Genomic DNA, 20,710 nt, shown 5'->3' with positions numbered 1-20,710 from the left:
TCCTGATCGGAGTGCAGACGTGAGTCGGCGGATATCCTTCGTCGAGGTCGGCCCCCGCGACGGGCTGCAAAACGAGAAGGCGCTCGTATCGACCGCGGACAAGCTCGAACTGATCCGGCGCAGCATCGCTGCGGGCGCGCGGCGGATCGAGGTGACGAGCTTCGTCAATCCCAGGCGCGTGCCGCAGATGGCCGATGCCGAAGAAGTCTGCGCAGGTCTGCCCGCCGCCCAAGGCGTCAGCTATATCGGGCTTGTACTCAATCCTCGCGGAGCCGAGCGCGCCATTGCGACCGGCGCCTTGCACGAACTTGGCGCGGTATGCGTTTCGACCGATACTTTCGCTATGGCCAACCAGGGCCAGACCAGCGAGGAATCAGTCGCGGCGGCCAAGGCCATCATCGCCATGGCGCAGGACGCAGGGCTGAAGGGTCAGGCCACCATCGCCGCCACGTTCGGCTGTCCATTCGAAGGCGAGGTCGGCGAGGACCGTGTCGTAGCGATGGCAGTGGCTTTGGCCGAGGCCGGTCCCATCGAAGTGGCGCTTGCCGACACCATAGGCGTGGCAGATCCGGCCCATGTTTCGCGGCTTGTCGCCCGCGTTGTTGCGGCCATTGCGCCCCTGCCGGTGCGCGTACACTTCCACAACACGCGCGGCACCGGACTCGCCAACGTCTGGGCGGCAGTCGAGGCAGGGGCGAGCGTCGTCGATGCGGCGCTGGGCGGGCTCGGCGGCTGTCCGTTCGCGCCGGGGGCTGCGGGCAACGTGGCGAGCGAGGATGTAATCTACATGCTGCACCGCGCTGGTGCCGCGACAGGCATGGACCTTTCAAAACTGATCGAGGCCAACCACTGGCTGGCAGGCGTTATGGGCCGCAACCTTCCTGGAATGGTGGCGCAAGCGCCCGCCTTCCCCAAGATTTCGCAGGAGTAACACCACGATGGGCTATCGCCTTGGCGTCGATGTCGGCGGCACTTTCACCGACCTCCTGCTGTTCGACACCGGATCGAGCGCGTTTTGGCGGCACAAGACCCCGTCCACTCCGCACGACAGCTCCGAGGGAATCCTGAACGGGGTGACAGCGATCTGCGCCAAGGCGGGGATAGCCGCGTCGGACATTGACTATTTTCTCCACGGCACCACCGTGGCAACCAATGCTGTGCTTGAAGGCAAGGGCGCCAAGGTCGGCCTCGTGGCAACCGAGGGCTATCGCCACATCATGCAGATCGCGCGCAGCTTCGTGCCGGGCGGGCTGGCCGGGTGGATCATCTGGCCAAAGCCGCAGCCGCTGGCCGCTCTGGAGGACACGGTCACCATCCGGGGCCGCATGGACGCCGAAGGCAACGAACTGCGTCCCATCGACGATGCCGATATCCGCACGCAGCTGTCCGCGCTCAAGGCCAATGGCGTCGAGGCAATCACGGTAAGCTTGATCAACGCCTATACCAATGGCGCGCACGAGCAGCGCGTTGGCCAGCTTGCTGGCGAGATCATGCCGGGTGTGCCGGTATCGCTATCCCACGAAGTTCTGCCAGAAATGCAGGAGTACGAGCGCACCCTGACGACAGTCGCCAACGCGGCGGTCCGCCCGATCGTGGGGAAGTATGTGGCGAACTTGCGCTCGCGGCTGGGCGATGCAGGGATGACCGGGAAACTCTCGCTGCTGCGCTCTGATGGCGGCTTGATGAGCGCGCAGAAGGCCGAGGAGCACCCGGTCAACATCCTGATGTCCGGGCCTGCAGGTGGCGTGACCGGGGCGATCTGGGTGGGTCGCAATGCGGGTATCCGCAATATCCTGACGCTGGACGTCGGCGGCACTTCCACCGACGTTGCCCTGATCGAGAACCTCGAGGCCCGCCGCCAACGCACCACCGAAGTCGGCCACCTCTCCGTCCGCGCCTCGGCGCTCGACGTGAAGACCGTGGGCGCAGGCGGCGGATCGATTGCTTATGTTCCTGAGCTGACAAGAGCCCTTCGGGTCGGGCCGCAGAGTGCAGGAGCAGTGCCGGGGCCGGTCGCCTATGGAAAAGGTGGCACACTGCCCACGGTAACCGACGCCAATGTGGTGCTCGGCTACCTTCCCGAGAACCTCCTCGGCGGCACGTTCAATCTGGATCGTGAAGGCGCGAAGGAGGCGGTGCAGACCATCGCCGATGCGCTCGGGATCGATCTGATGGCCGCCGCGCGCGGGATCATCGATATCGTCAACGAGAACATGTTCGGCGCGCTACGCATGATTTCGGTCCAGCAGGGCTACGATCCTCGCGATTTCGCGCTTATGGGCTTTGGCGGGGCAGGGCCGCTGCATGTGAACGCCGTGGCGCGACTGATGGGCTCATGGCCCGCCATATCGCCGGTTTCGCCCGGCGTGCTGTGCGCTCTGGGCGATGCGACGACGCGGATGCGTACCGAAACCGCGCGTTCGTTCAGCCGCCTTGCGACGCAAACCGAGGCGGCCGACCTGATTGCCATCCTGGACGAAATGGCCGCGCAAACCCGCGCCGATCTTCTGGCGGATGGCGTGCCCGAGGACGAGATCTCAACTGCCTTTGAAGTCGACGTGCGCTATGCCGGACAAGCGTTCGAAGTGCCGCTGACGATCACACCCCATGTGCTGACCGCCGACGGCGTGGCCGGAATCCTTGCCCGCTTCGACGCCGAGCACAAACGCCTGTTTACCTTCAACATGGACACCCCGCACGAGATCGTGAACTTGCGCGCGGTCGCCATGGGCCGTGCGCTCGACCTGCCCGCAGCCGAACTGGAGCAGGGCGACAGCAACCCGATTGCCGCCAAGATGCGCGACCACGTGCTGTGGATGGACGGGCGCGAACAGGCCGCCGTCATCTATGACCGAGCGCTGCTGCGAGCGGGCGACGTGATCCCCGGCCCGGCCATCGTCTGCGAAATGGATTCAACCACGCTGATCGAAAGCGGCTGTACCGGCACTGTCGACAAGGTCGGCAACATCCTGATCAATCTGGCCTGAGGGAGCACCAGCCATGCCCGCAACCATCGTCCAGACCAATGACACCGCGTTCAACCGCATTGCCATCGATCCGGTCACTCTCGACATTATCGAGAACGCGCTGCGCAATGCGCGGATCGAGATGGACGCCACTCTCGTCCGCACCGCAATGTCTCCTGGCATCCGCGAACAGGGCGACGCCTTCCCGCTGATCGCCGATCACACCGGCAAGATGATCGTCGGCCAGTTCGGCAGCTTCATCGGCGGCTTCCTCGATAACTTTGCCGGTACACTCGAAGATGGCGACATGATCTTCCTGTCCGATCCCTATTCGGTCGGCGGCGCAGTGAGCCATTCGAATGACTGGCTGGTGCTGCTGCCGGTGTTCAAGGACGGGCGGCTGATCGCCTACACATCGATGTTCGGGCACCAGTCCGACATCGGCGGCAAGGTCGTCGGCTCGATGCCGATCAACGCCCATTCGATCTTCGAAGAAGGCGTGCGCATTCCGCCGGTAAAGATATGGAAGCGCGGGGAATACAACGAAGACCTCGTGCGCCTCGTCATGCACCAGACGCGCAAACCGGACTGGTGCGCGGCCGATCTCAATGCCCTGATCGCCGCCTGCCGCGTCGCCGCGCGCCGCGTGGTGGAAATGGCCGAGCGGTTCGGCGACGATGTTTATGTCTCGGCCACGCAGGAACTGCTGGCGCGCAATCACCGCGCGATGAAGGCGCTGATCGGCATGGCGATTGCCGAAGAGCCGGTGAGCTTCGAGGACTATATCTGCGACGATGGCATGGGCTTCGGCCCCTACAAGATCAAATGCACGATGTGGCGCGAGGACGGGCGCGTGGTGCTCGATTTTGCGGGCACCGATCCGCAGTCGGTCGCCTCGATCAACTTCCTGCTCAACGAGAACATGTTCAAGATGTTCTTCGGCATTTACATGATCATGGTGTTCGATCCGCAGATCCTGTTCAACGACGGGTTCTACGATCTGATCGACGTGCGCATTCCCGAAGGTTCGCTGCTGAAACCCAGGTTCCCCGCCGCGCTCTCGGGCCGCACCCATGCGCTGGGCCGCATCTTCGATATTCTGGGCGGATTGCTGGGGCAGAAGACCCCGGAATTCCTCAACGCGGCCGGTTTCTCGTCCAGCCCGCACCTGTTCTATTCGGGCAATGACGAACGGCCCGGCAAAAAGGCCGAGTGGTTCCAGCTGTTCCAGATCGGTTTCGGCGGTATTCCGGGTCGTCCGATGGGCGATGGCCCTGATGGCCACTCGCTGTGGCCGGGCTTCACCAACGTGCCCAACGAGTTCCTCGAACGCTACTTCCCGATGGTGATCGAACGTTACGAATGTGAACCCGATTCGGGCGGCGCGGGTCTGCACCGCGGCGGCAACGGCATCCGCATGACCTATCGCTTCCTCTCGAAAGGCACGATTGCCATCCATGACGACCGCTGGTTCGTGCCGCCATGGGGCGTCAACGGCGGCGAGCCTGGGGCAAGGGCGCGCAAGATCCTTGAAAAGGTGGACGGAACACAGACTGTCGTCGGCAACAAGGTGGAGGACCTCGACGTCGAGGCGGGCGACCAGCTGCACTTCATTACCTGGGGCGGCGGTGGTTGGGGCGATCCGCTGGATCGTGATCCTGCTCTGGTGGGCAAGGAGATCACGCAAGGCCTCGTCACGGCAGACGGCGCGCGAGCCTATGGCGTGGTCGCCGACGCCGGTGGCGTGGTTGATACTGTCGCCACCGAGACTTTGCGCACCGGGCTGCGCGCCTCGCGCGGTGACTTGCCGCTATTCAACTACGGTCCCGGCATTGACGCGCTGCGCGCCAATTGTCAGGCCGAAACGGGCCTTCCGGCACCGATCCAACCCGAATGGCCGCTGCTGGAGGCGGCGGAGTGACCATGACCACGACCAACCCCTGCGCAAACCCGGGACCATTGCGCGACATTCGCGTGGTCGAACTTGGCCAGCTTCTCGCAGGCCCTTTCTGCGGACAGTTGCTGGGCGACATGGGCGCCGATGTGATCAAGGTCGAGCCGCCGGTGACCGGCGATCCCATGCGCGAATGGGGGCAAGGCGCGGAAAAGGTGCAATGGGAAGTGATCGCGCGCAACAAACGCTCGGTCAGTGCCAACTTGCGCATTCCTGCAGGCCAGGCGCTGGTGAAGCAGTTGATCGCCCATGCCGATGTGCTGGTCGAGAACTTCAAGCCTGGCACGATGGAAAAGTGGGGCTTGGGACCCGACGTGCTGCTGGCCGAAAAGCCCGGCCTGATCATCGCGCGGATGTCTGGCTATGGCCAGACCGGGCCTTATTCGAACCGTGCAGGCTTCGGCGGCATCGGCGAGGCGATGGGAGGCTGGCGCTATATCGTGGGCGAGCCGGATCGCCCGCCGAGCCGCATGGGTATCTCCATCGGCGATACCTTGACCGCGACGTACGGTTGCATGGGCGTGCTGGCGGCGTTGCATGAGCGCGACCGGACGGGCCGGGGACAGGTGATCGATGCCGCTCTCTATGAATCGGTGCTGCAGGTGATGGAAGGGTTGGTGCCCGAATATGATCGCACCGGCTATATCCGCGAACGTTCGGGTTCGGTTCTCAAGGGCATCGCGCCGTCCAACGTCTATTCGTGCGAGGACGGCGAGTTCATGATCGGGGCGAACAAGGATTCGTTGTGGAAGCGACTGGCGACCGCGATGGGCCAGCCCGAACTCGGCGACGATCCGCGCTATGCCACGCACCTTGCACGAGGGCAGAATCAGGACGAACTGGACGCACTGATCAACGACTGGACGCGCACCCACACCATGGACGAAGTCGACGCGCTGATGATCGAACATTCGATCCCGGCAGGCCGCGTCTACCGCGCGCCCGACATGCTGGACGACCCGCACTTCAAGGCACGCGAAGCGATCATCGAGGTCGAGACCGAGCGCTTCGGGCCGCTCAAGATGCAGTCGAGCTTTCCGCGTCTTTCGGCAACGCCGGGTTCGGTGCGCCGCGCTGCGCCATCCATCGTTGGCCAGCACAATGCCGAGGTCTATGGCGAACTGCTTGGCCTCGGGGAGGCCGATCTGGCGAAGCTGGCTGAACAAGGCGCAATCTGATGGCGGAAGAGGGCGGCGATCTGGCGGCGAATTATGCAGGGGCCTTCGATGGGCACCTGCCGTTCGGGGATCGCCCCGCACTGATCATCGTCGATCTGGTCGAGGCCTATCTCCAGCCTACCTCGCCGCTCTTTGCAGGCATAGACGATGCGCTCGAAAGTGCGGTGCGGCTGGCGGCGGCAGCGCGCGCGGCGGGCATTCCGATCATCTTCACCAATGTCGAATACCAGCCGGGCGGAGCGGACGGCGGGGTGTTCTACCGCAAAGTGCCGGCGCTCAAGGTGTTCGAGAAGGGCTCGCCGCTGGGGGCGTTTCCGGCCGTGCTGTCGCCGCAGGACGGCGATATCGTCATCACCAAACGCTATGCCTCTGCTTTCTTTGCCACCCACCTTGCAGCTACGCTGACCGCGCTCAAGGTCGATACGCTGCTGGTCTGCGGCACTTCGACATCGGGCTGCATCCGCGCGACCGCTCTGGATGCCTGCCAACACGGGTTCCTGCCGTTTGTCGTAAGCGATGCCTGCGGCGACCGCCATCTGGCCCCGCACGATGCCAACCTGTTCGATCTTCAGGCGAAATATGCCGAAGTGATCGGCGAGGCCGAGGCAATTGCGCTGCTTAGTTGAAACCCAGCTTTTTCATGTAGCTGGCGCTTCCGGCGATTGCCGCCATCAGGTCATCGGCGCGGTCCTGCTCGACGAAGAAGTGCTCGACGCCGGATTCCTTTGCAGCGGCGATGATCCCGGCCATGTCGAGCGATCCGTCGCCGAGATAGGTGAGATAGGGGAACATCGCGATCCAGTCGGCAGGCGCGCCGCCGTCGCCAGCAAAGCGGTGCTGCCCCTTCATGTCCTTGAGGTGGACCATCCGGTAGCGGCCCTTGTACCGCGCCAGATAATCCTTGGGATCGGCCCCGCCCGCAGTGGTCCAGTACGTGTCCATTTCAAGGAACACGTGCGCCGGGTCGGTCGCGTCCAGCAAGGTGTCGAGCGGCACTTTGCCGTTCACTGGCGCGAGGCCGTAGCCGTGGTTGTGATAGGCGAAGCGCACGCCGTGGCGACTGGCATCCCGGCCGATGGCATTGAACAGATCGGCGGCACGCGTGTAGTCGTCAAATGTGGCGCGCTTGTCTGCCGGAAGGCTGGGCAGCGTCACATAGGTTGCTCCGAGCGCACGCGCCGTGTCGGCAAGCTCGCCCATCCGCGTCTGCAGCGTGAACAGGTCGGTGTGCATCGACGGCACGGTCAGGCCGTGGCTGGCCAGCACCGCCTTCACCCGTTCGGTGGACAGACCGAAGAAGCCGCTGCCCGAAAAACCCACTATCTGCGCGGTCTTTTTCCAGCCTTCGATCTGACGGGGGTCGCTGAAAGTATAGGGGCCATAGAGTTCCAGCTCGCGGTAGCCGAGCCCGGCCAGCATCGCGATGGTGCCTTCGAAATCGTCGCTCAGCATCTTGGCGACCGACCACAGCTGGATGCCGAACTTCCGCCCGGTTGCTGCGGCGAATGGCTGCCTGCCCGGCATGGCGCAGCCCATCAGCGCTGCCGTGCCCGCAGCGGCAAGAAAATTGCGGCGTTTCATGGCTCTCAGGCTCCCGGTAACGCGCATTGTCTTGCGCTGTCTGCAGCCAGGTTGAGCGTTTCCGGCCCGTGTGGTCAACCCCGCACTATGCCAGCCGGCTCAGCCTTGCGACTCTTCCCGCTCGATCTCGCGCCAGCCGATGTCGCGGCGGCAGAAGCCTTCGGGAAAGCTGATCGCATCCACTGCGGCATAGGCCGTATCGCGCGCCGCCTTAACCGTGGGGCCTTTGGCCGTCACGTTGAGCACGCGCCCGCCACTGGCCGACAGAATGCCATCGCCCGAAAGCGTGGTCCCCGCGTGGAAGACCTTGGCGCCGCCAACTTCGGCGGCCGGTATATGATCGATGCGCCCACCCTTCTTGGGCGTGCCGGGATAGCCCTCGGCGGCCATGACCACGGTCATCGCCACGTCGGCAGAAAAGCGTGGCGGCTCGATGCTCGACAGCTTGTTGTCGGCACAAGCCAGCAGCAGTTCAACGAGGTCACCTTCAAAACGCATCAACAACACCTGGCATTCGGGATCGCCGAACCGGGCGTTGTATTCGATCAGCTTCGGACCCTGCTCTGTGAGCATCAGGCCGGCATAGAGCACGCCTGAATAAGGCATGCCTTCGTCGGCCATGGTCTTCACTGTGGGGCCTATGATCCGGGCCAGTGTCTCGGCCTCGAGTTCGGGGGTCAGCACGCGCGCCGGGCTGTAAGCGCCCATGCCGCCGGTGTTGGGGCCGGTATCGCCATCGCCCACACGCTTGTGGTCCTGCGCCGATCCGAACGGTACGATTGTTGCGCCATCGGTGAGCGCGAAGAAGCTGGCTTCCTCGCCAGTCATGAATTCCTCGATCACCACTTCCGCGCCCGCCGCGCCGAAAGCGCCGTCGAACATGTCGTCCACGGCAGCTTCGGCCTCGGCCATGGTCATCGCCACGACGACGCCCTTGCCGGCAGCAAGACCATCGGCCTTGATCACCACTGGCGCGCCGAACCGGGCAAGCGTGGCGCGCGCTTCCTGGAGCGAGCTGGCGCGGACATAGCCAGCAGTGGGAATGTTCGCCCGGGTGCACAGGTCCTTGGTGAAGCCCTTTGAGCCTTCGAGCTGGGCCGCAACACGGCTCGGACCGAACACGGAGAAGCCCGCCGTGCGCAGCGAATCGGAGAGCCCGTCAACCAGCGGTGCTTCGGGGCCGACCACGACGAGGCCGATGCGGTGGCCTTCGCAGAACGTGACAACTGCCGCATGGTCGGTCAGGTCGAGGCCGACGATCTGCGCGTGATCGGCGATGCCAGGATTGCCGGGTGCGCCATAAAGCTTGTCCAGCAGCGGCGATTGGGCCAGTTTCCAGCTCAGGGCGTGTTCGCGCCCACCCGATCCCAGCAGCAGGATATTCATGGCTTTCCCTTCCGCGCCCTATGACGACGAAAACAACGATACGGGCGGGCTCCTAGCGAGGGAATCGGCTGGCGACAACGCTCCGGCCCTTTCGATCTCCGAGATTTCCGCGCTGCTCAAGCGCACGGTCGAGGATCGCTTCGGCTTCGTGCGCGTGCGCGGCGAGCTTTCTGGGGTGAAACGCGCGGCTTCTGGCCACCTTTACCTCAGCCTCAAGGACGAAGGCGCCAAGCTTGATGGGGTGATGTGGCGCGGCGGTGTTCAGAAGCTCAGCTTCCGCCCGGAAGACGGCACCGAGGTGATCGCCACGGGCAAGCTGACCACCTATCCGGGGCGGTCGAACTACCAGATCGTGATCGACCGCATGGAGATTGCGGGCGAAGGCGCACTGCTGGCACTGCTCGCCAAGCTCAAGGCACGACTTGAGGGCGAGGGGTTGTTCGACCCCGCGCGCAAGAAGCCGCTGCCGTTCCTGCCAAGGGTGATCGGCGTGGTGACATCGCCCACCGGCGCGGTGATCCGCGACATTCTCCACCGCCTCAGCGACCGCTTCCCCTCCCGCGTGATTGTCTGGCCGGTGCTGGTGCAGGGCCAGGGCGCGGGCGCGCAAGTGGCCAATGCCGTGCGCGGGTTTTCGGCCCTTCCCGAAGGCGGACCGATCCCGCGCCCCGATCTGGTAATCGTCGCGCGTGGTGGCGGTTCGATCGAGGACCTGTGGTGCTTCAACGAAGAGGACGTAGTTCGCGCGGTAGCCGAGTGCACGATCCCGATCATCAGCGCGGTGGGCCACGAGACTGACACCACGCTGTGTGATTTCGCCGCCGATCTGCGGGCACCCACGCCGACAGCCGCCGCCGAACTGGCCGTGCCGGTGCAGGCAGAACTTGCCGCGTTTGTCGCCGATCTCAACGCTCGCCAGCGCCGGGCACTGGGCCGCCAATTGTCGCAGGCACGCGAGCGCCTCGAAGCCCGCAGCCAGCGCCTCCCGCAACCGCAGGCGCTGCTGCAGGGGCAGGCGCAGCGGGTGGACGATCTGGGTGAACGCTTGCGCCGCGCCTTGCTCCACCGCACCGAAATAGCCGGATCATTGCTCGCACGCCATGCCGGGGCCCTGCGCCCGGCCCTGCTGACCGCGCGCGTCGGGCGTGAGCGCGAACGGCTGGCGGCACAGCGCCTGCGGCCCGAAACGCTGCTCCAGCGGATTGAAAACGCGCGCGGCAAGGTCGATGCGCTTGATCGGTTGCGCCTGTCGCTCAATCCGGAAGCGCCGCTGCAGCGTGGGTATGTGCTGGTGACCGACCGCGACGGGCATCTTGTGAAGGACCGGGCGACAGCCGAGGATCGCGTCGCGCTGACGCTCAAGTTTGCCGATGGCACGCTGGATGTCAGCACGGCCGTAGTGCCCGCGCCGCCGCGTCCCGCGCCCAAGCCGCGACAGCCTGCAAGCCCAGCGGGCCAGCAGGAATTGTTCTAAGGCGCCGCAGTCGCTACATTGGCCCGATGTTGATGTCCCAATCCGGCCGCCTTGCGCGCCTTCACTACCTTCCCGGCGGCTTCCGCCAGCTGTCTGCAGGCGACCACGTCGTCTGCGCGGTATCGGGCGCGGAGATCCCGCTGGACATGCTGCGCTATTGGTGTGCGGAGCGGCAGGAGGCCTATGCCACTTGCGAAATCTCGGTGCGGCGGCACCTCGAGGAGCAATGATCGATCGGCGCGGGTTCCTGCAAGGCAGCGGCGCAGCACTTGCAGCCCTGTCTATCGGCAATACACCGCTGGCGCCGATCAAGGTCGATGCTGGCGGGCAACTGACGCAGGGCGGATGGCTGCGCGGGCGGGTTCAGCCCGGCACGCGCGCCTTGGCGCTGGACGGCAAGCCGGTGCCGCTCGCGGCTGACGGCGCGTTTCTCGTGGCCTTTGACCGCGATGCACCCCCCACGGCGCAACTGCTGGCGATTCTCGGCGACGGTGCGACCTTCGCCTTGCCGCTGGATATCAGGCCCCGCGCCTGGGCCATCGAACACATCAATGTTGCCCGCAAACCAGGCGGCATTGCAGACGAAGATTATTTGCGCCTGCGCAAGGCCGAACTGGTGCGCATCAATGCCGCGCGCGCGATCGACAGCGGCGCAGACGGTTGGCGGCAGGACTTCCTCCGCCCAGCCCCCGGCCGCTTCTCGGGTCGCTTCGGATCGCAGCGCGTCTACAAGGGCGAGCCTTCGGCCTACCATTCCGGCCTCGACATCGCTGGCGGCGAAGGCACGACATATGTGGCCCCGGCGGATGGCGTGGTGATCCTGGCAGCGGATTCTCCGTTCAGTCTGGAGGGCCGCTTGCTGATGCTGGATCACGGCATGGGCCTCAACAGCGCGTTCCTGCACAGCTCGGCGCTTGTGGTCAAAGAAGGCGACGCCGTGCGTCAGGGACAGCCGATTGGCCGCATCGGCCATACCGGAAGGGCGACGGGACCCCATCTCCACTGGTCGATAAAATGGCGGGACAGCCGTCTCGACCCAATTCTGCTGCTGCGCGACATGGTATCAACGGCAACCCGTTGAACGTTCATTTTCAACGGTTGTTTCGCCAGAAACCGTCTCTGTTGAAATTAATGGCAAGTGAACCGTAGTTAAGTGTAATTTCCGTGCACCACTCTTAAAGTCCAGTAAACGCTGGCCTCATGACCTGTCCCAAGGGCGGTGTGGCAGTTTTGATACACACGTTGCGGATTCATTTCGCCACTGTCATTCGTGTTTGTAAGAGACCCTCCCTTTCCGCCAAACAGACACATCTTTTCCCGTTCGCACAGGGGCTGAACCGCATTCGCGGCAGTGGTTGGGGCGGTCGGGAAAGTGCCTGCACCCAGTTTTCCTTGGGGCGCAGGCGGACAGGACAAAAGGGACTGGACAACGTGAACATCAAAACTTTTTCTGCGCTCCGTGCGAGCGCCGCGCCGCTGGCGCTGGTCGTAGCGGGCCTTACTGCATCGGCCGCCTTCGTCGCGCCGGCCATGGCGCAGGACTATACCCGTGGTAACCTCGTCGGTGAAGTTCTCGACGCAAGCGGCGCTCCCGTCGCTGGAGCCGAAGTGAAGATCCGTTCGAACGAACAGGGCTTTACCAACACTGTCACCACCGATTCGAGCGGCCAGTTCCGCGCGACTGCACTGCCGACCGGTTCTTACTCGGTCACCGTGACGGTCGGCGGCGCCGTTGTCGTCCAGGATAACGCCGCCAGCGTCGTCGCCGGTGCGAACAACTCCTACCGTTATTCGACGGGCGAAGCCGCTGCCGGCGATGCGATCGTCGTTACCGGCACGCGCGTGAAGACCAACGACTTCGCGCAGACCACTTCGGGCATCTCGCTCGACGTCAGCAAGCTTGCCGACAGCATCCCGGTCGCCCGCTCGCAGTCGGCCCTGATCCTGCTCGCTCCCGGCACCAACGCAGGTGACGGCCAGTTCGCCGATTGCCCTGACTGCGTCAGCTTCGGCGGTGCCTCGATCGCTGAAAACAGCTACTACGTGAACGGTCTGAACACGACCAACTTCCGTACCTTCGTCGGCAACAACATCGTTCCCTTCGAGTTCTATCGTACGTTCGACGTCAAGACCGGCGGCTGGTCGGCCGAATACGGTCGTGCGCTCGGCGGCGTGACCTCGGCGGTTACCAAGTCGGGTTCGAACAACTTCCAGTACGGCGCGGTGATCTCGTATCAGCCAGACGCGCTCACCTCGGATGCACCGAACACCTTCCAGGATGCAACGGGCACGCTGAAGTCGCGCAACGACAAGGACTACCGCGAATCGGTTGAAGCCAACTTCTACCTCTCGGGTCCGCTGATCAAGGATCGCCTGTTCTTCTACTGCCTGTTCACCCCGCGCTACCGCGTGCAGGAAGACACTTCGCCGTCGACCGGCTATCGTACTCGCTCGCACACCAACACCCCGTTCTACGGCGGCAAGGTGGACTTCATCCCGTTCGACGGTCACCGCATCGAAGGCACCTTCTGGTCCGACGAACGCACCGTCAACTACGACTACTACAACATCGATGGTCTCGGTAATGATCGTCTTGGCACCCTTACGGGCAACACCAAGGAAGGCCGCGAAACAAACAAGATCGGCGGCAAGAACTGGATCGTCCAGTACACCGGCCAGTTCACCGACTTCTTCACGCTGTCGGGCGCCTACGGTGAAAACCGCTACACCCGCAGCGACGTCGTCGCCGGTGGCGCGCTTGCCGGTCCGATTGTGCAGACGCAGCTTGCCTATGATGCGAACGGCGCCAAGACCACGGTTCTCAACACGATTGCCGGTGTTCCGCTCGCTCCGACCGACGGCCGCGACTTGCGCAAGGTCATGCGTCTCGATGCGGATCTTTATGTGAACCTGCTTGGTTCGCATCACTTCCGCTTCGGCTTCGACCGTGAAGACCTGTCGGTTACCGAAGACACCTTCTACACCGGCGACCGGATCTATCGCTTCACCTCGAACTACATCCGCACCCGCACGTACCTGAACGAAGGCTTCTTCAAGACCCGCCAGACCGCGTTCTATGCGCAGGACAGCTGGGACCTTCTCAACGATCGTCTCAACCTGCAGCTCGGCGTACGTAACGACCGCTTCGAGAACTTCTCGATCACCGGCGCCAAGTATGTCGACATCAAGAACCAGTGGGCTCCGCGTCTCGGCGCTTCGTTCGACGTGTTCGGCGACAAGCTGACCAAGATCAACGCGTTCTGGGGCCGTTACTTCCTGCCGGTCGCTACCAACACCAACATCCGTCTCGGCGGTGCAGAGACGTTCTACGAGCAGCGCTTCGGCTATGCTCCGGGCGTGGTTGGCGGAAACTACGACTCGCGCGGTATCCCGATCGGCCAGCAGTTCGACGCTTCGGGCGCACCGGTTCTCGGCGCACTGACGGGTCAGAACACCCTGAACTGCCCCAACTTCGGTCCGGGCGCTGGTTCAAAGTGCCGCACGGTCTTCTCGGACGGTGTTGCCGGTGCAACCGACACGCTCGTCTCGCAGAACCTGAAGCCGATGTATCAGGACGAGATGATCTTCGGCATCACCCACCGCATGGACGACTGGACCTTCGGTCTGCGTTACATCAACCGTCGTCTGAAGCAGACGCTGGAAGACGTCGCAATCGACGCAGCAGTCAACAAGTACTGCGCCAGCAAGGGTCTGAGCTGCGCAACGTCGTCGGGCAGCCCAATCTGGTCGGGCTTCCACCAGTACGTGCTGGCCAACCCCGGCGAGCCGATCACCGTCCGTCTCGATGGCGATCCGACGATCCCCGGCACCACCGACGTGGTGACGCTTTCGGCCGCCGACCTCGGCTATCCGAAGCCGATCCGCAAGTACGACTCGATCGAGTTCACCGCAGCAAAGGCTTTCAACGGCGTCTGGGGCTTCGACTTCAGCTACACCTACCAGAAGCTTCGCGGTAACTACGAAGGTTCGGTCAAGTCGGACAACAACCAGGACGACGCTGGCCTGACTCAGGACTTCGACCAGCCCGGCCTGAGCGATGGCTCGTTCGGTACGCTCGCCAACAACCGCGAACATACCTTCAAGTTCTTCGGTTCGCTCCAGCCTTGGGACTTCCTGCGCATTGGCGCCAACCTGACGGTCCAGTCGCCACGCAGCTTCAGCTGCATCGGCGTCCACCCGACGGACGTCTTTGCACAGGGCTACGGCGCGGCGTCGTTCTTCTGCGCCAACCCGGCTGGCAACGGCGGTTCGGCCAACAGCACGCTGGTGCCACGCGGCTCGGCGTTCAAGAGCGACTGGTCGACCAACCTCGATCTGGGCTTCAACTTCAATCTGGGTGACGATCTTCCGGGTTCGAGCTTCCGCGTCGACGTGTTCAACGTGTTCAACTCGAAGTCGAAGACCGACTTCGTGGAATTCGGTGAAACCGACTCGGGTGCCCTGCGCTCCGACTACCGTCTCCCCACGGGCTACCAGGCTCCGCGCGCTGTGCGCTTCACCTGGACCATGCGTTTCGGTGAAAACGTCGGCCAGTAATGGCAGGCGGTCCATCCGGACAGGATTGGGCCGAACAGGATTGGGGGCGTCCTTCGGGGCGCCCCTTTTTCGTTGGGTGTCCCCAAACGCGGCGTTGCTGCCCACCCCACTGCGACTAACGTCTCGTGCGGAGCCGCACGTCTCGCTCCCCGCCCGCAAGCGAGAGGGGCTTTCCCTCCTTCCCCCCTCCCGCTTGCGGGAGGGGTTGGGGGTGGGCTTGCAGCGCTGCACCCGCCCCGCCATAAACCCGTTCAATTCCCGCAATTCAGGCAAATGACCATGACCGAAGATCAGGCGATTACCCAGCTGCGGGCCTTCGTCGCCGCGCTTGAAAGCGGCAACCGCCGCGCGGCCAACGCCGCCGCCTTTGCCCTGATCGAAGGCAATCCCGCGCTGGGCGACCGCTGGCAGTCGATTGCCAAGGTGATGCAGACCAATGGCGAATACAGCGGCGCGCATCTCGCCATGGAACGCTATGCCCACCACCGCGCCAGCGATCCGCACGCGCGGTTCCTGCAGGCCGCGATGCTGGCGCAGACCGGCAATCTTGAACAAGCGTGGAAGCTGATGGGCGAAGTGCCGTTCGGCGTGCCGACAGTATCGGGCCACCAATACATTCGCGGGACCATCGCAGTAAATCTGGGCGATGTGGAAGAGGCCGAACGCAGCTTGCTCGCCGCGCTCGATTCAGAGCCGCAGCTTGGGCAAGCGATGCTGTCGCTGGCGGCCGCGCGCAAGCGCAAGGCGGGTGACGCCATCGGCGACCGGATCATCGCGGCAGAGCCTGCGATGGAAGGCGCACCCGCGCTCGAACGCGCGCATTATCATTACGCCGCCGGGCGCGTGCATTTTGACCGCAAGGAACCGGACGCCGCCTTCCGCCACTTTGCCGCGGGCGCGGACCTCGTCAAAGGCTGGCGTCCCTATGATGCGGCCACCGACGCGAGCGATGCCGCCGAATGCCGCGACGGCTTTGACCGCGCCTTCGTCGAAAGCGTGAACGCGCGAGTGACGATCCAGACCGACACGCCGATCTTCGTCACCGGCCTGCCGCGCTCGGGGACGACCCTGGTCGAGCAGATCCTTGTCAGCCATTCCGCCGTAGCTGGCGGCGAGGAACTGGGCCGCATGTCGGTGTTGCTCCGCGACTTGCCATCGCCCGGTGCCAAGGGGCTGGCCGGCTATCTCAACGCTGGTGGCCGAGCCGACGATCTGGCGGCGCTATACATTCATCTGGGGCAGGAGCGCTTTGGCAAGCAGGGCCGCTTTGTCGACAAGGCGCTCAACACCAGCCGCTTCATGGGCCTGATCGCCTCGCTGCTGCCTCAGGCAAAAGTCGTGTGGATGCGCCGCGACCCTGCCGATTGCGCATGGTCGGCCTATCGCACCTACTTCATCCACGGGCTCGACTGGAGCTGGGATCTTGAGGACATCGCCGCGCATTTTGCGCTGGAGGACGAACTGTTCCGGCACTGGAGCGCGATGTTCCCCGACCGCATTCTCGTGGTCGATTATCAGTCGCTGGTGCAGGACCCCGAGCCACAGATCCGTCGCATTCTGGCGCATTGCGGATTGGCCGAGGAGCCGCAGGTGTTCCGCCCGCACGAAACCAAGCGCATCGTTTCGACCGCGAGCGTGATGCAGGTGCGCGAGCCGATCAACACTGGCGCAGTCGGCGCGGCCGACGCCTACCGCACCAGGCTGGCGCCGTTTACCGAGCGCTACGCGGCGCTGGTTGCGGACGCACAGCCCACGCGCTGATCCCGCTTTGCGGTGCAAGCGGCAGGGGTTCGAGCCATGACGGCGCCTTGCCATCTGCCAGATGCGCCATGAAGCCATTGGGCGCGAGGCGGCGGTAGAGGCGGGTCTCGCTACCCTTGGCGCAGATCACGACCACGCGCGCGCTGCGCCGCGCCATGATCGCCCGCGCGCCTGCGTCCGGGCCGAGGAAGGCAAGAAGCAGGTCACGCATCGCGGCGCTGGCGCGGTGGTGACCCGTGGCCACCACGGTGTGTGGTGTCGTCACCAGAATGGCCGGGCCGAGATCCAGACCGGACAGGACAGTCGTCGCGGGCAGGCGGGCAAGCGCGGGCAGGAACTCCGGCAGCTTGCACATTGCACTTGCGGGAGGCGGAGCGGGTTTGCGCAGCACCGCATTCCCAGCCATGCCGACAAATGCACCGGGCATGACGAGGCCCATCAGCAAGGCAATGCGGGCCAGCCTGCGAAGGACCAATCGGTCGGCGCGCCATGCCTGCATTTGGCCCTGGAATTGCCATGCTGCCGGAACGGTTGCGAAGAGGCAGGAAACGCCCGCCGCCCGCGCCACAAGTAGGCCGACAAGAGTGGCACCTGCCAGCAGCAGCGCCATGTCGGTCCACCAGTCGCGCGTCGCCTGATCGTTCGCCGCAAGGCGCAGGCGGACGCATGCGATGAAGCCGAACAGCGGCAGCAGGATGATAGTCGCGCCCAGCACAAGGCCTTGGCGCCATACCGGAAGGCCTTCGACCACCGAATCCAGCCAGACGCGCTTCACCAGCGGGTCGAGCGCGGCGAAGGCATCGGAGCCGAGGCACTGCGGCGCGCGCGTCGCCATGATCGCGATGGCGCCCGCGCCAATGGCCCCCAGCGCGACAAGGCTCAGCCCCGGCGGACGGTGACGCAAGCGGGGCAGGATCAGCGCACAGGTGCCGGCCACCCAAAGAAGGACCATCACGTGAACCGGTGACAAGGCGTCGCAATGGTCTGCAAGGTCCGAAAAGCCGCGCGAAAACAGCAGGAACACCGCGCTGGCAAGGGCGAGCGGAGCCATATATGCACCCAGCCACTCACGCTGGCCGCGCCACAGCCGCAGTGTGCAAAGCCCGGCAAAGATCACCGCAAGCGGCAGCGATTCAAGCGATATGCCAAGCGCCAGTGCCAAGGCCAGCCCGGCGACGGCGCCGCCCACTCTGGGCGTGCGCGCCGCCATGCCATTGAGCGCGACGAGGGCGAGGACGAACTGCCACGCGTGATGATCGATACGCATCGGCATCATGCGGAATGAGGCGGGAATGGCTGCAACCACCATCAGGGCTGCAATCAAGCCCGCACTGGCACCGAACTGGCGCGCGGCGAGCCTGGCCGAAAGCAGCATGGCCGATAGCAGCCCGAGCAGTGGAATCAGCGTCATTGCTACCACTTCTGCCTGGAATTGCCCCAGCAGTGGACGCAAAATCAGGATGACCGCTGCAATCGGCAAGTCGACTACGCGGGTCCAGTGCATGGCCACACCGTCCGGCGGTGCGATGCGGTATTGGTGAAGGTCGAACCAGCCCTGTCCGGCCAGCAAGTCTCGCACCTGCTGCAGCCGCAAAGCATCATCGCCGTCGAGAAAGGCCGCCGGGCCGATCTTGCCGCCGGTTGCCAGCAGCATGAGCAAGGCCGTGGCCAGCCAGATCAGGACAACGCCGAGAACCGGCGTCGCCGCGCGGCGCTCGCCCATAGGAGCGCCGGCCTGCATGGCCCTCACTGGAAGACGACCCGCTTGCGCAACAGCCAGGTGACGGTGAAACTCGCGCCGATCGCGACGATCTTGGAGAGGCGGGAATCGAGGCCGGCGGCAGTGCCTGCTCCGACGATCATCGTGGTCAGGGCAAGGCCGATCAGCGCGGAGCCGACAAACAGCGCCTTCTGACGCGTGCGCTGGACCCGTTCCGCCGAAACACTGTCGGCGAATACCGCGCGGCTCGAAAGAACCCAATGCGCCACGATGCCAAGTGAATATCCTGCGGCAGAGGCAAGCACCGGCATGACGCCCAGCGCAAGCAGAGCAAGGAATGAACCCATGTCGACCGCCAGCGCGCCGACGCTGGCCAGCAGGTAGCGCAAGAGCACGATACGGCGAAGGCGGTCGATCATCGGCAAGATCATCCCGGTCATGGTAAGGGTCAGGCTGCCTTTACGGCAGGCGCTGCCGGAGCGATGCGTTCGGGCACATCGCGCACCGATGCAAGCGCTGCGGCCTGGTCTTCGGTGATGGACTGACGCGCGGGGATCGCGGCTTCGGCGCCTTCGTCACCCGCTTCGTGGTATTCGGCGTCCTCGTTCACGCACCAGGTATCATAGACGCGCGCGCCTGCGGCGATGTTCTCGACCGTGAGCATCGCGGTCATCATCGCGTGATCCTGATTGTTGTAGCGGTGCATGCCGTTGCGCCCGACCAGGTGCAGCGTGGGATGCGCGGTTTCGAGTTCGGTGCGCATTGCGGCGACATTCGCGGCATATTCATCGTCATAAACGGGGTAGGCCTTTTCCTGCCGCACGACCACGCCGCCGATCACCTTTTCAGGGCTGACAAGGCCGAGAATCGCCATTTCCTTGGTGGCGAGCGCGATCAGGTCGTCATCGGTCGAATCCCACAGATCGTCGCCTTCGAAGCAGAAGTATTCGAGGCCGACGCAGGCGACGCTCTCATCGGGCACCATTTCGGGCGACCACGAGCGGAAGTTCTGGATGCGGCCGACCTTCACCTTGCTGTCGTGGATGTAGATCCAGTTGTCGGGGAATAGCTCCTCCGAACGGATCTTGAGCGCGACGGTGAGGAAGTCGCGATAGCGCAAGCGGCTGCCTTCGAGCGAGGTTGCAGGCAGTGGATGCAGGCGCGCGCCCAGCTCGCGCATCGGTGCCGAACTGATCGCGTGGCGCGCCTCGATCACCACATCGCCGTGGTCACTCGTCGCGGAAAGGCGCCAGCCGCCCTGTCCGTCTGCGGCCAGCTGCTTGAAGGCATGGCCCATCAGTAATTCGCCCTTGCCGGTGGCGAGGATCTTGTCGCGCGCGGCGTCCCACATCATGCCCGGCCCGAGGCGCGGATAGCGGAAGGTTTCGAGCAGGGTCTTGGTCTGCATCCCGTCATTCGGGCGCTTGTTGAGTCCGAGGCTGCGCTTCAGGCCGTCGGTGACGGCGCCCCACAGCGACAGGCCCTTGATGCGCTGGGCCGCCCAGTCGGCGCTCATCTCGTCACAGGGCATACCCCACACCTTCTCGGTGTAGGTCTTGAAAAAGATCGAATAGAGCTTCTGCCCGAATTGGTTGACGGTCCAGTCCTCGAAGCTCTTCACTTTGCGGTTCGGGAACGCCTTGGCCTTGGCAAAGCTTGCCATGCACAGGGTCGAGCGCACGAGCCCGAGGTTCCACAGCGCCTCGAACGCACGCAGCGGGTACGAGTAGAACTTGCCCTCGTAATAGATGCGGCTCATGCGTGGGCGCTGGATGAAGTCGTCGGGCAGGATCTCGTTCCACAAGTCGACGACCTGCTTGGATTTCGAGAAGAAGCGGTGGCCACCGATGTCGAAGCGATAGCCTTCATGCTCGACCGTGCGGCTGATGCCGCCGACGTAAGTATGGTCTTTCTCGATGATCGCCACCGAAAAGCCGCGCTTGGTCAGGAGGTAGCCTGCGGTAAGGCCGGCAGGACCTGCGCCGATGATTGCCACATCGACCTTGCGCCCATTTGCCGTGCCGCCCTGCGTCGCGTTAACCATTGAAGCCCCCGTTGAACCACTGTCTCTTGCAGCGAGAAGTGAACAAAAATGGCTAAAGCTTGGTTAACGATGACCGCGTGAAACGCGAA

General features: G+C 64.2%; 15 protein-coding genes. 10 read left to right on the top strand and 5 right to left on the bottom strand.

The window, feature by feature from the left end; translation table 11 throughout:
- Positions 1 to 19 precede the first annotated feature (19 nt).
- The 5 genes from RM192_RS00470 to RM192_RS00450 are packed head-to-tail and all read left to right on the top strand — an operon-like array spanning position 20 to position 6,724.
- Entirely contained in the window at positions 20 to 931 is a 912-nt protein-coding gene (locus RM192_RS00470; RefSeq protein ID WP_311505537.1) for a hydroxymethylglutaryl-CoA lyase, read from the top strand.
- 7 nt (positions 932 to 938) lie between these two features.
- Complete coding sequence (locus RM192_RS00465) at positions 939 to 2,987, top strand: hydantoinase/oxoprolinase family protein (protein WP_311505535.1); 2,049 nt, start codon at positions 939 to 941, stop codon at positions 2,985 to 2,987.
- Positions 2,988 to 3,000: 13 nt separating this feature from the next.
- A complete protein-coding gene (locus RM192_RS00460) occupies positions 3,001 to 4,887 on the top strand; it encodes a hydantoinase B/oxoprolinase family protein (RefSeq protein WP_311505533.1) in 1,887 nt (628 codons plus the stop codon).
- 2 nt (positions 4,888 to 4,889) lie between these two features.
- Positions 4,890 to 6,098 carry a CoA transferase gene (locus tag RM192_RS00455; RefSeq protein WP_311505532.1) on the top strand — a complete coding sequence of 403 codons (1,209 nt, stop codon included), beginning with the start codon at positions 4,890 to 4,892 and terminating at the stop codon, positions 6,096 to 6,098.
- Positions 6,098 to 6,724: an N-carbamoylsarcosine amidohydrolase gene (locus RM192_RS00450; protein ID WP_311505531.1), complete on the top strand. Its 627-nt coding sequence runs from the start codon at positions 6,098 to 6,100 to the stop codon at positions 6,722 to 6,724. Before RM192_RS00455 ends, RM192_RS00450 begins: the two co-directional genes overlap by 1 nt.
- On the opposite strand, the gene RM192_RS00445 is transcribed toward RM192_RS00450, so the two are convergent.
- Positions 6,717 to 7,679: a sugar phosphate isomerase/epimerase gene (locus RM192_RS00445; protein ID WP_311505530.1), complete on the bottom strand. Its 963-nt coding sequence runs from the start codon at positions 7,677 to 7,679 to the stop codon at positions 6,717 to 6,719. The two genes, RM192_RS00450 and RM192_RS00445, sit on opposite strands and share 8 nt — an antisense overlap.
- Positions 7,680 to 7,778: 99 nt before the next feature.
- Entirely contained in the window at positions 7,779 to 9,065 is a 1,287-nt protein-coding gene (purD, locus tag RM192_RS00440) for a phosphoribosylamine--glycine ligase (protein WP_311505529.1), read from the bottom strand.
- On the opposite strand from purD, the gene xseA reads away from it, so the two are divergent.
- The 5 genes from xseA to RM192_RS00415 all read left to right on the top strand — a co-directional run bounded on the left by xseA (position 9,064) and on the right by RM192_RS00415 (position 16,857).
- Positions 9,064 to 10,539 carry an exodeoxyribonuclease VII large subunit gene (gene xseA, locus RM192_RS00435; RefSeq protein WP_311505527.1) on the top strand — a complete coding sequence of 492 codons (1,476 nt, stop codon included), beginning with the start codon at positions 9,064 to 9,066 and terminating at the stop codon, positions 10,537 to 10,539. The two genes, purD and xseA, sit on opposite strands and share 2 nt — an antisense overlap.
- 26 nt (positions 10,540 to 10,565) lie before the next feature.
- Positions 10,566 to 10,769 (top strand): DUF2093 domain-containing protein, encoded by a 204-nt coding sequence (locus RM192_RS00430; RefSeq protein WP_311505524.1) that lies wholly within the window; start codon positions 10,566 to 10,568, stop codon positions 10,767 to 10,769.
- Positions 10,766 to 11,620, top strand: a complete 855-nt coding sequence (locus RM192_RS00425) for a M23 family metallopeptidase (protein WP_311505523.1) — start codon at positions 10,766 to 10,768, stop codon at positions 11,618 to 11,620. Before RM192_RS00430 ends, RM192_RS00425 begins: the two co-directional genes overlap by 4 nt.
- Before the next feature lie 350 nt (positions 11,621 to 11,970).
- On the top strand, positions 11,971 to 15,096 hold the full coding sequence (locus RM192_RS00420) for a TonB-dependent receptor (RefSeq protein ID WP_311505522.1): 3,126 nt from the start codon (positions 11,971 to 11,973) through the stop codon (positions 15,094 to 15,096).
- 279 nt (positions 15,097 to 15,375) lie between these two features.
- Positions 15,376 to 16,857: a sulfotransferase gene (locus RM192_RS00415; RefSeq protein ID WP_311505521.1), complete on the top strand. Its 1,482-nt coding sequence runs from the start codon at positions 15,376 to 15,378 to the stop codon at positions 16,855 to 16,857.
- Here the strand turns inward: RM192_RS00415 and RM192_RS00410 are convergent.
- The 3 genes from RM192_RS00410 to RM192_RS00400 are packed head-to-tail and all read right to left on the bottom strand — an operon-like array spanning position 16,808 to position 20,621.
- Positions 16,808 to 18,598, bottom strand: a complete 1,791-nt coding sequence (locus tag RM192_RS00410) for a hypothetical protein (protein ID WP_311505519.1) — start codon at positions 18,596 to 18,598, stop codon at positions 16,808 to 16,810. The two genes, RM192_RS00415 and RM192_RS00410, sit on opposite strands and share 50 nt — an antisense overlap.
- A 5-nt stretch (positions 18,599 to 18,603) precedes the next feature.
- Positions 18,604 to 19,017 carry a GtrA family protein gene (locus tag RM192_RS00405; RefSeq protein ID WP_311505518.1) on the bottom strand — a complete coding sequence of 138 codons (414 nt, stop codon included), beginning with the start codon at positions 19,015 to 19,017 and terminating at the stop codon, positions 18,604 to 18,606.
- 8 nt (positions 19,018 to 19,025) lie between these two features.
- Positions 19,026 to 20,621: an NAD(P)/FAD-dependent oxidoreductase gene (locus RM192_RS00400; protein WP_311505517.1), complete on the bottom strand. Its 1,596-nt coding sequence runs from the start codon at positions 20,619 to 20,621 to the stop codon at positions 19,026 to 19,028.
- Positions 20,622 to 20,710 lie beyond the last annotated feature (89 nt).

The sequence above is a fragment of the Novosphingobium sp. MMS21-SN21R genome, from assembly GCF_031846015.1.
Taxonomy (GTDB): domain Bacteria; phylum Pseudomonadota; class Alphaproteobacteria; order Sphingomonadales; family Sphingomonadaceae; genus Novosphingobium.
The sequence above is the reverse complement of the archived record's forward strand: the minus strand, read 5'-3'. Positions and strand labels throughout refer to the sequence as shown.

Coding starts and splice junctions, on each gene's coding strand:
- RM192_RS00445 (WP_311505530.1), bottom strand. CDS start 7,679: ATGAAACGCCGCAATTTTCTTGCCGCTGCGGGCACGGCAGCGCTGATG.
- RM192_RS00415 (WP_311505521.1), top strand. CDS start 15,376: ATGACCGAAGATCAGGCGATTACCCAGCTGCGGGCCTTCGTCGCCGCG.
- RM192_RS00425 (WP_311505523.1), top strand. CDS start 10,766: ATGATCGATCGGCGCGGGTTCCTGCAAGGCAGCGGCGCAGCACTTGCA.
- RM192_RS00400 (WP_311505517.1), bottom strand. CDS start 20,621: ATGGTTAACGCGACGCAGGGCGGCACGGCAAATGGGCGCAAGGTCGAT.
- RM192_RS00455 (WP_311505532.1), top strand. CDS start 4,890: ATGACCACGACCAACCCCTGCGCAAACCCGGGACCATTGCGCGACATT.
- xseA (WP_311505527.1), top strand. CDS start 9,064: ATGGCTTTCCCTTCCGCGCCCTATGACGACGAAAACAACGATACGGGC.
- RM192_RS00460 (WP_311505533.1), top strand. CDS start 3,001: ATGCCCGCAACCATCGTCCAGACCAATGACACCGCGTTCAACCGCATT.
- RM192_RS00410 (WP_311505519.1), bottom strand. CDS start 18,598: ATGCAGGCCGGCGCTCCTATGGGCGAGCGCCGCGCGGCGACGCCGGTT.
- RM192_RS00405 (WP_311505518.1), bottom strand. CDS start 19,017: ATGACCGGGATGATCTTGCCGATGATCGACCGCCTTCGCCGTATCGTG.
- purD (WP_311505529.1), bottom strand. CDS start 9,065: ATGAATATCCTGCTGCTGGGATCGGGTGGGCGCGAACACGCCCTGAGC.
- RM192_RS00465 (WP_311505535.1), top strand. CDS start 939: ATGGGCTATCGCCTTGGCGTCGATGTCGGCGGCACTTTCACCGACCTC.
- RM192_RS00450 (WP_311505531.1), top strand. CDS start 6,098: ATGGCGGAAGAGGGCGGCGATCTGGCGGCGAATTATGCAGGGGCCTTC.
- RM192_RS00430 (WP_311505524.1), top strand. CDS start 10,566: ATGTTGATGTCCCAATCCGGCCGCCTTGCGCGCCTTCACTACCTTCCC.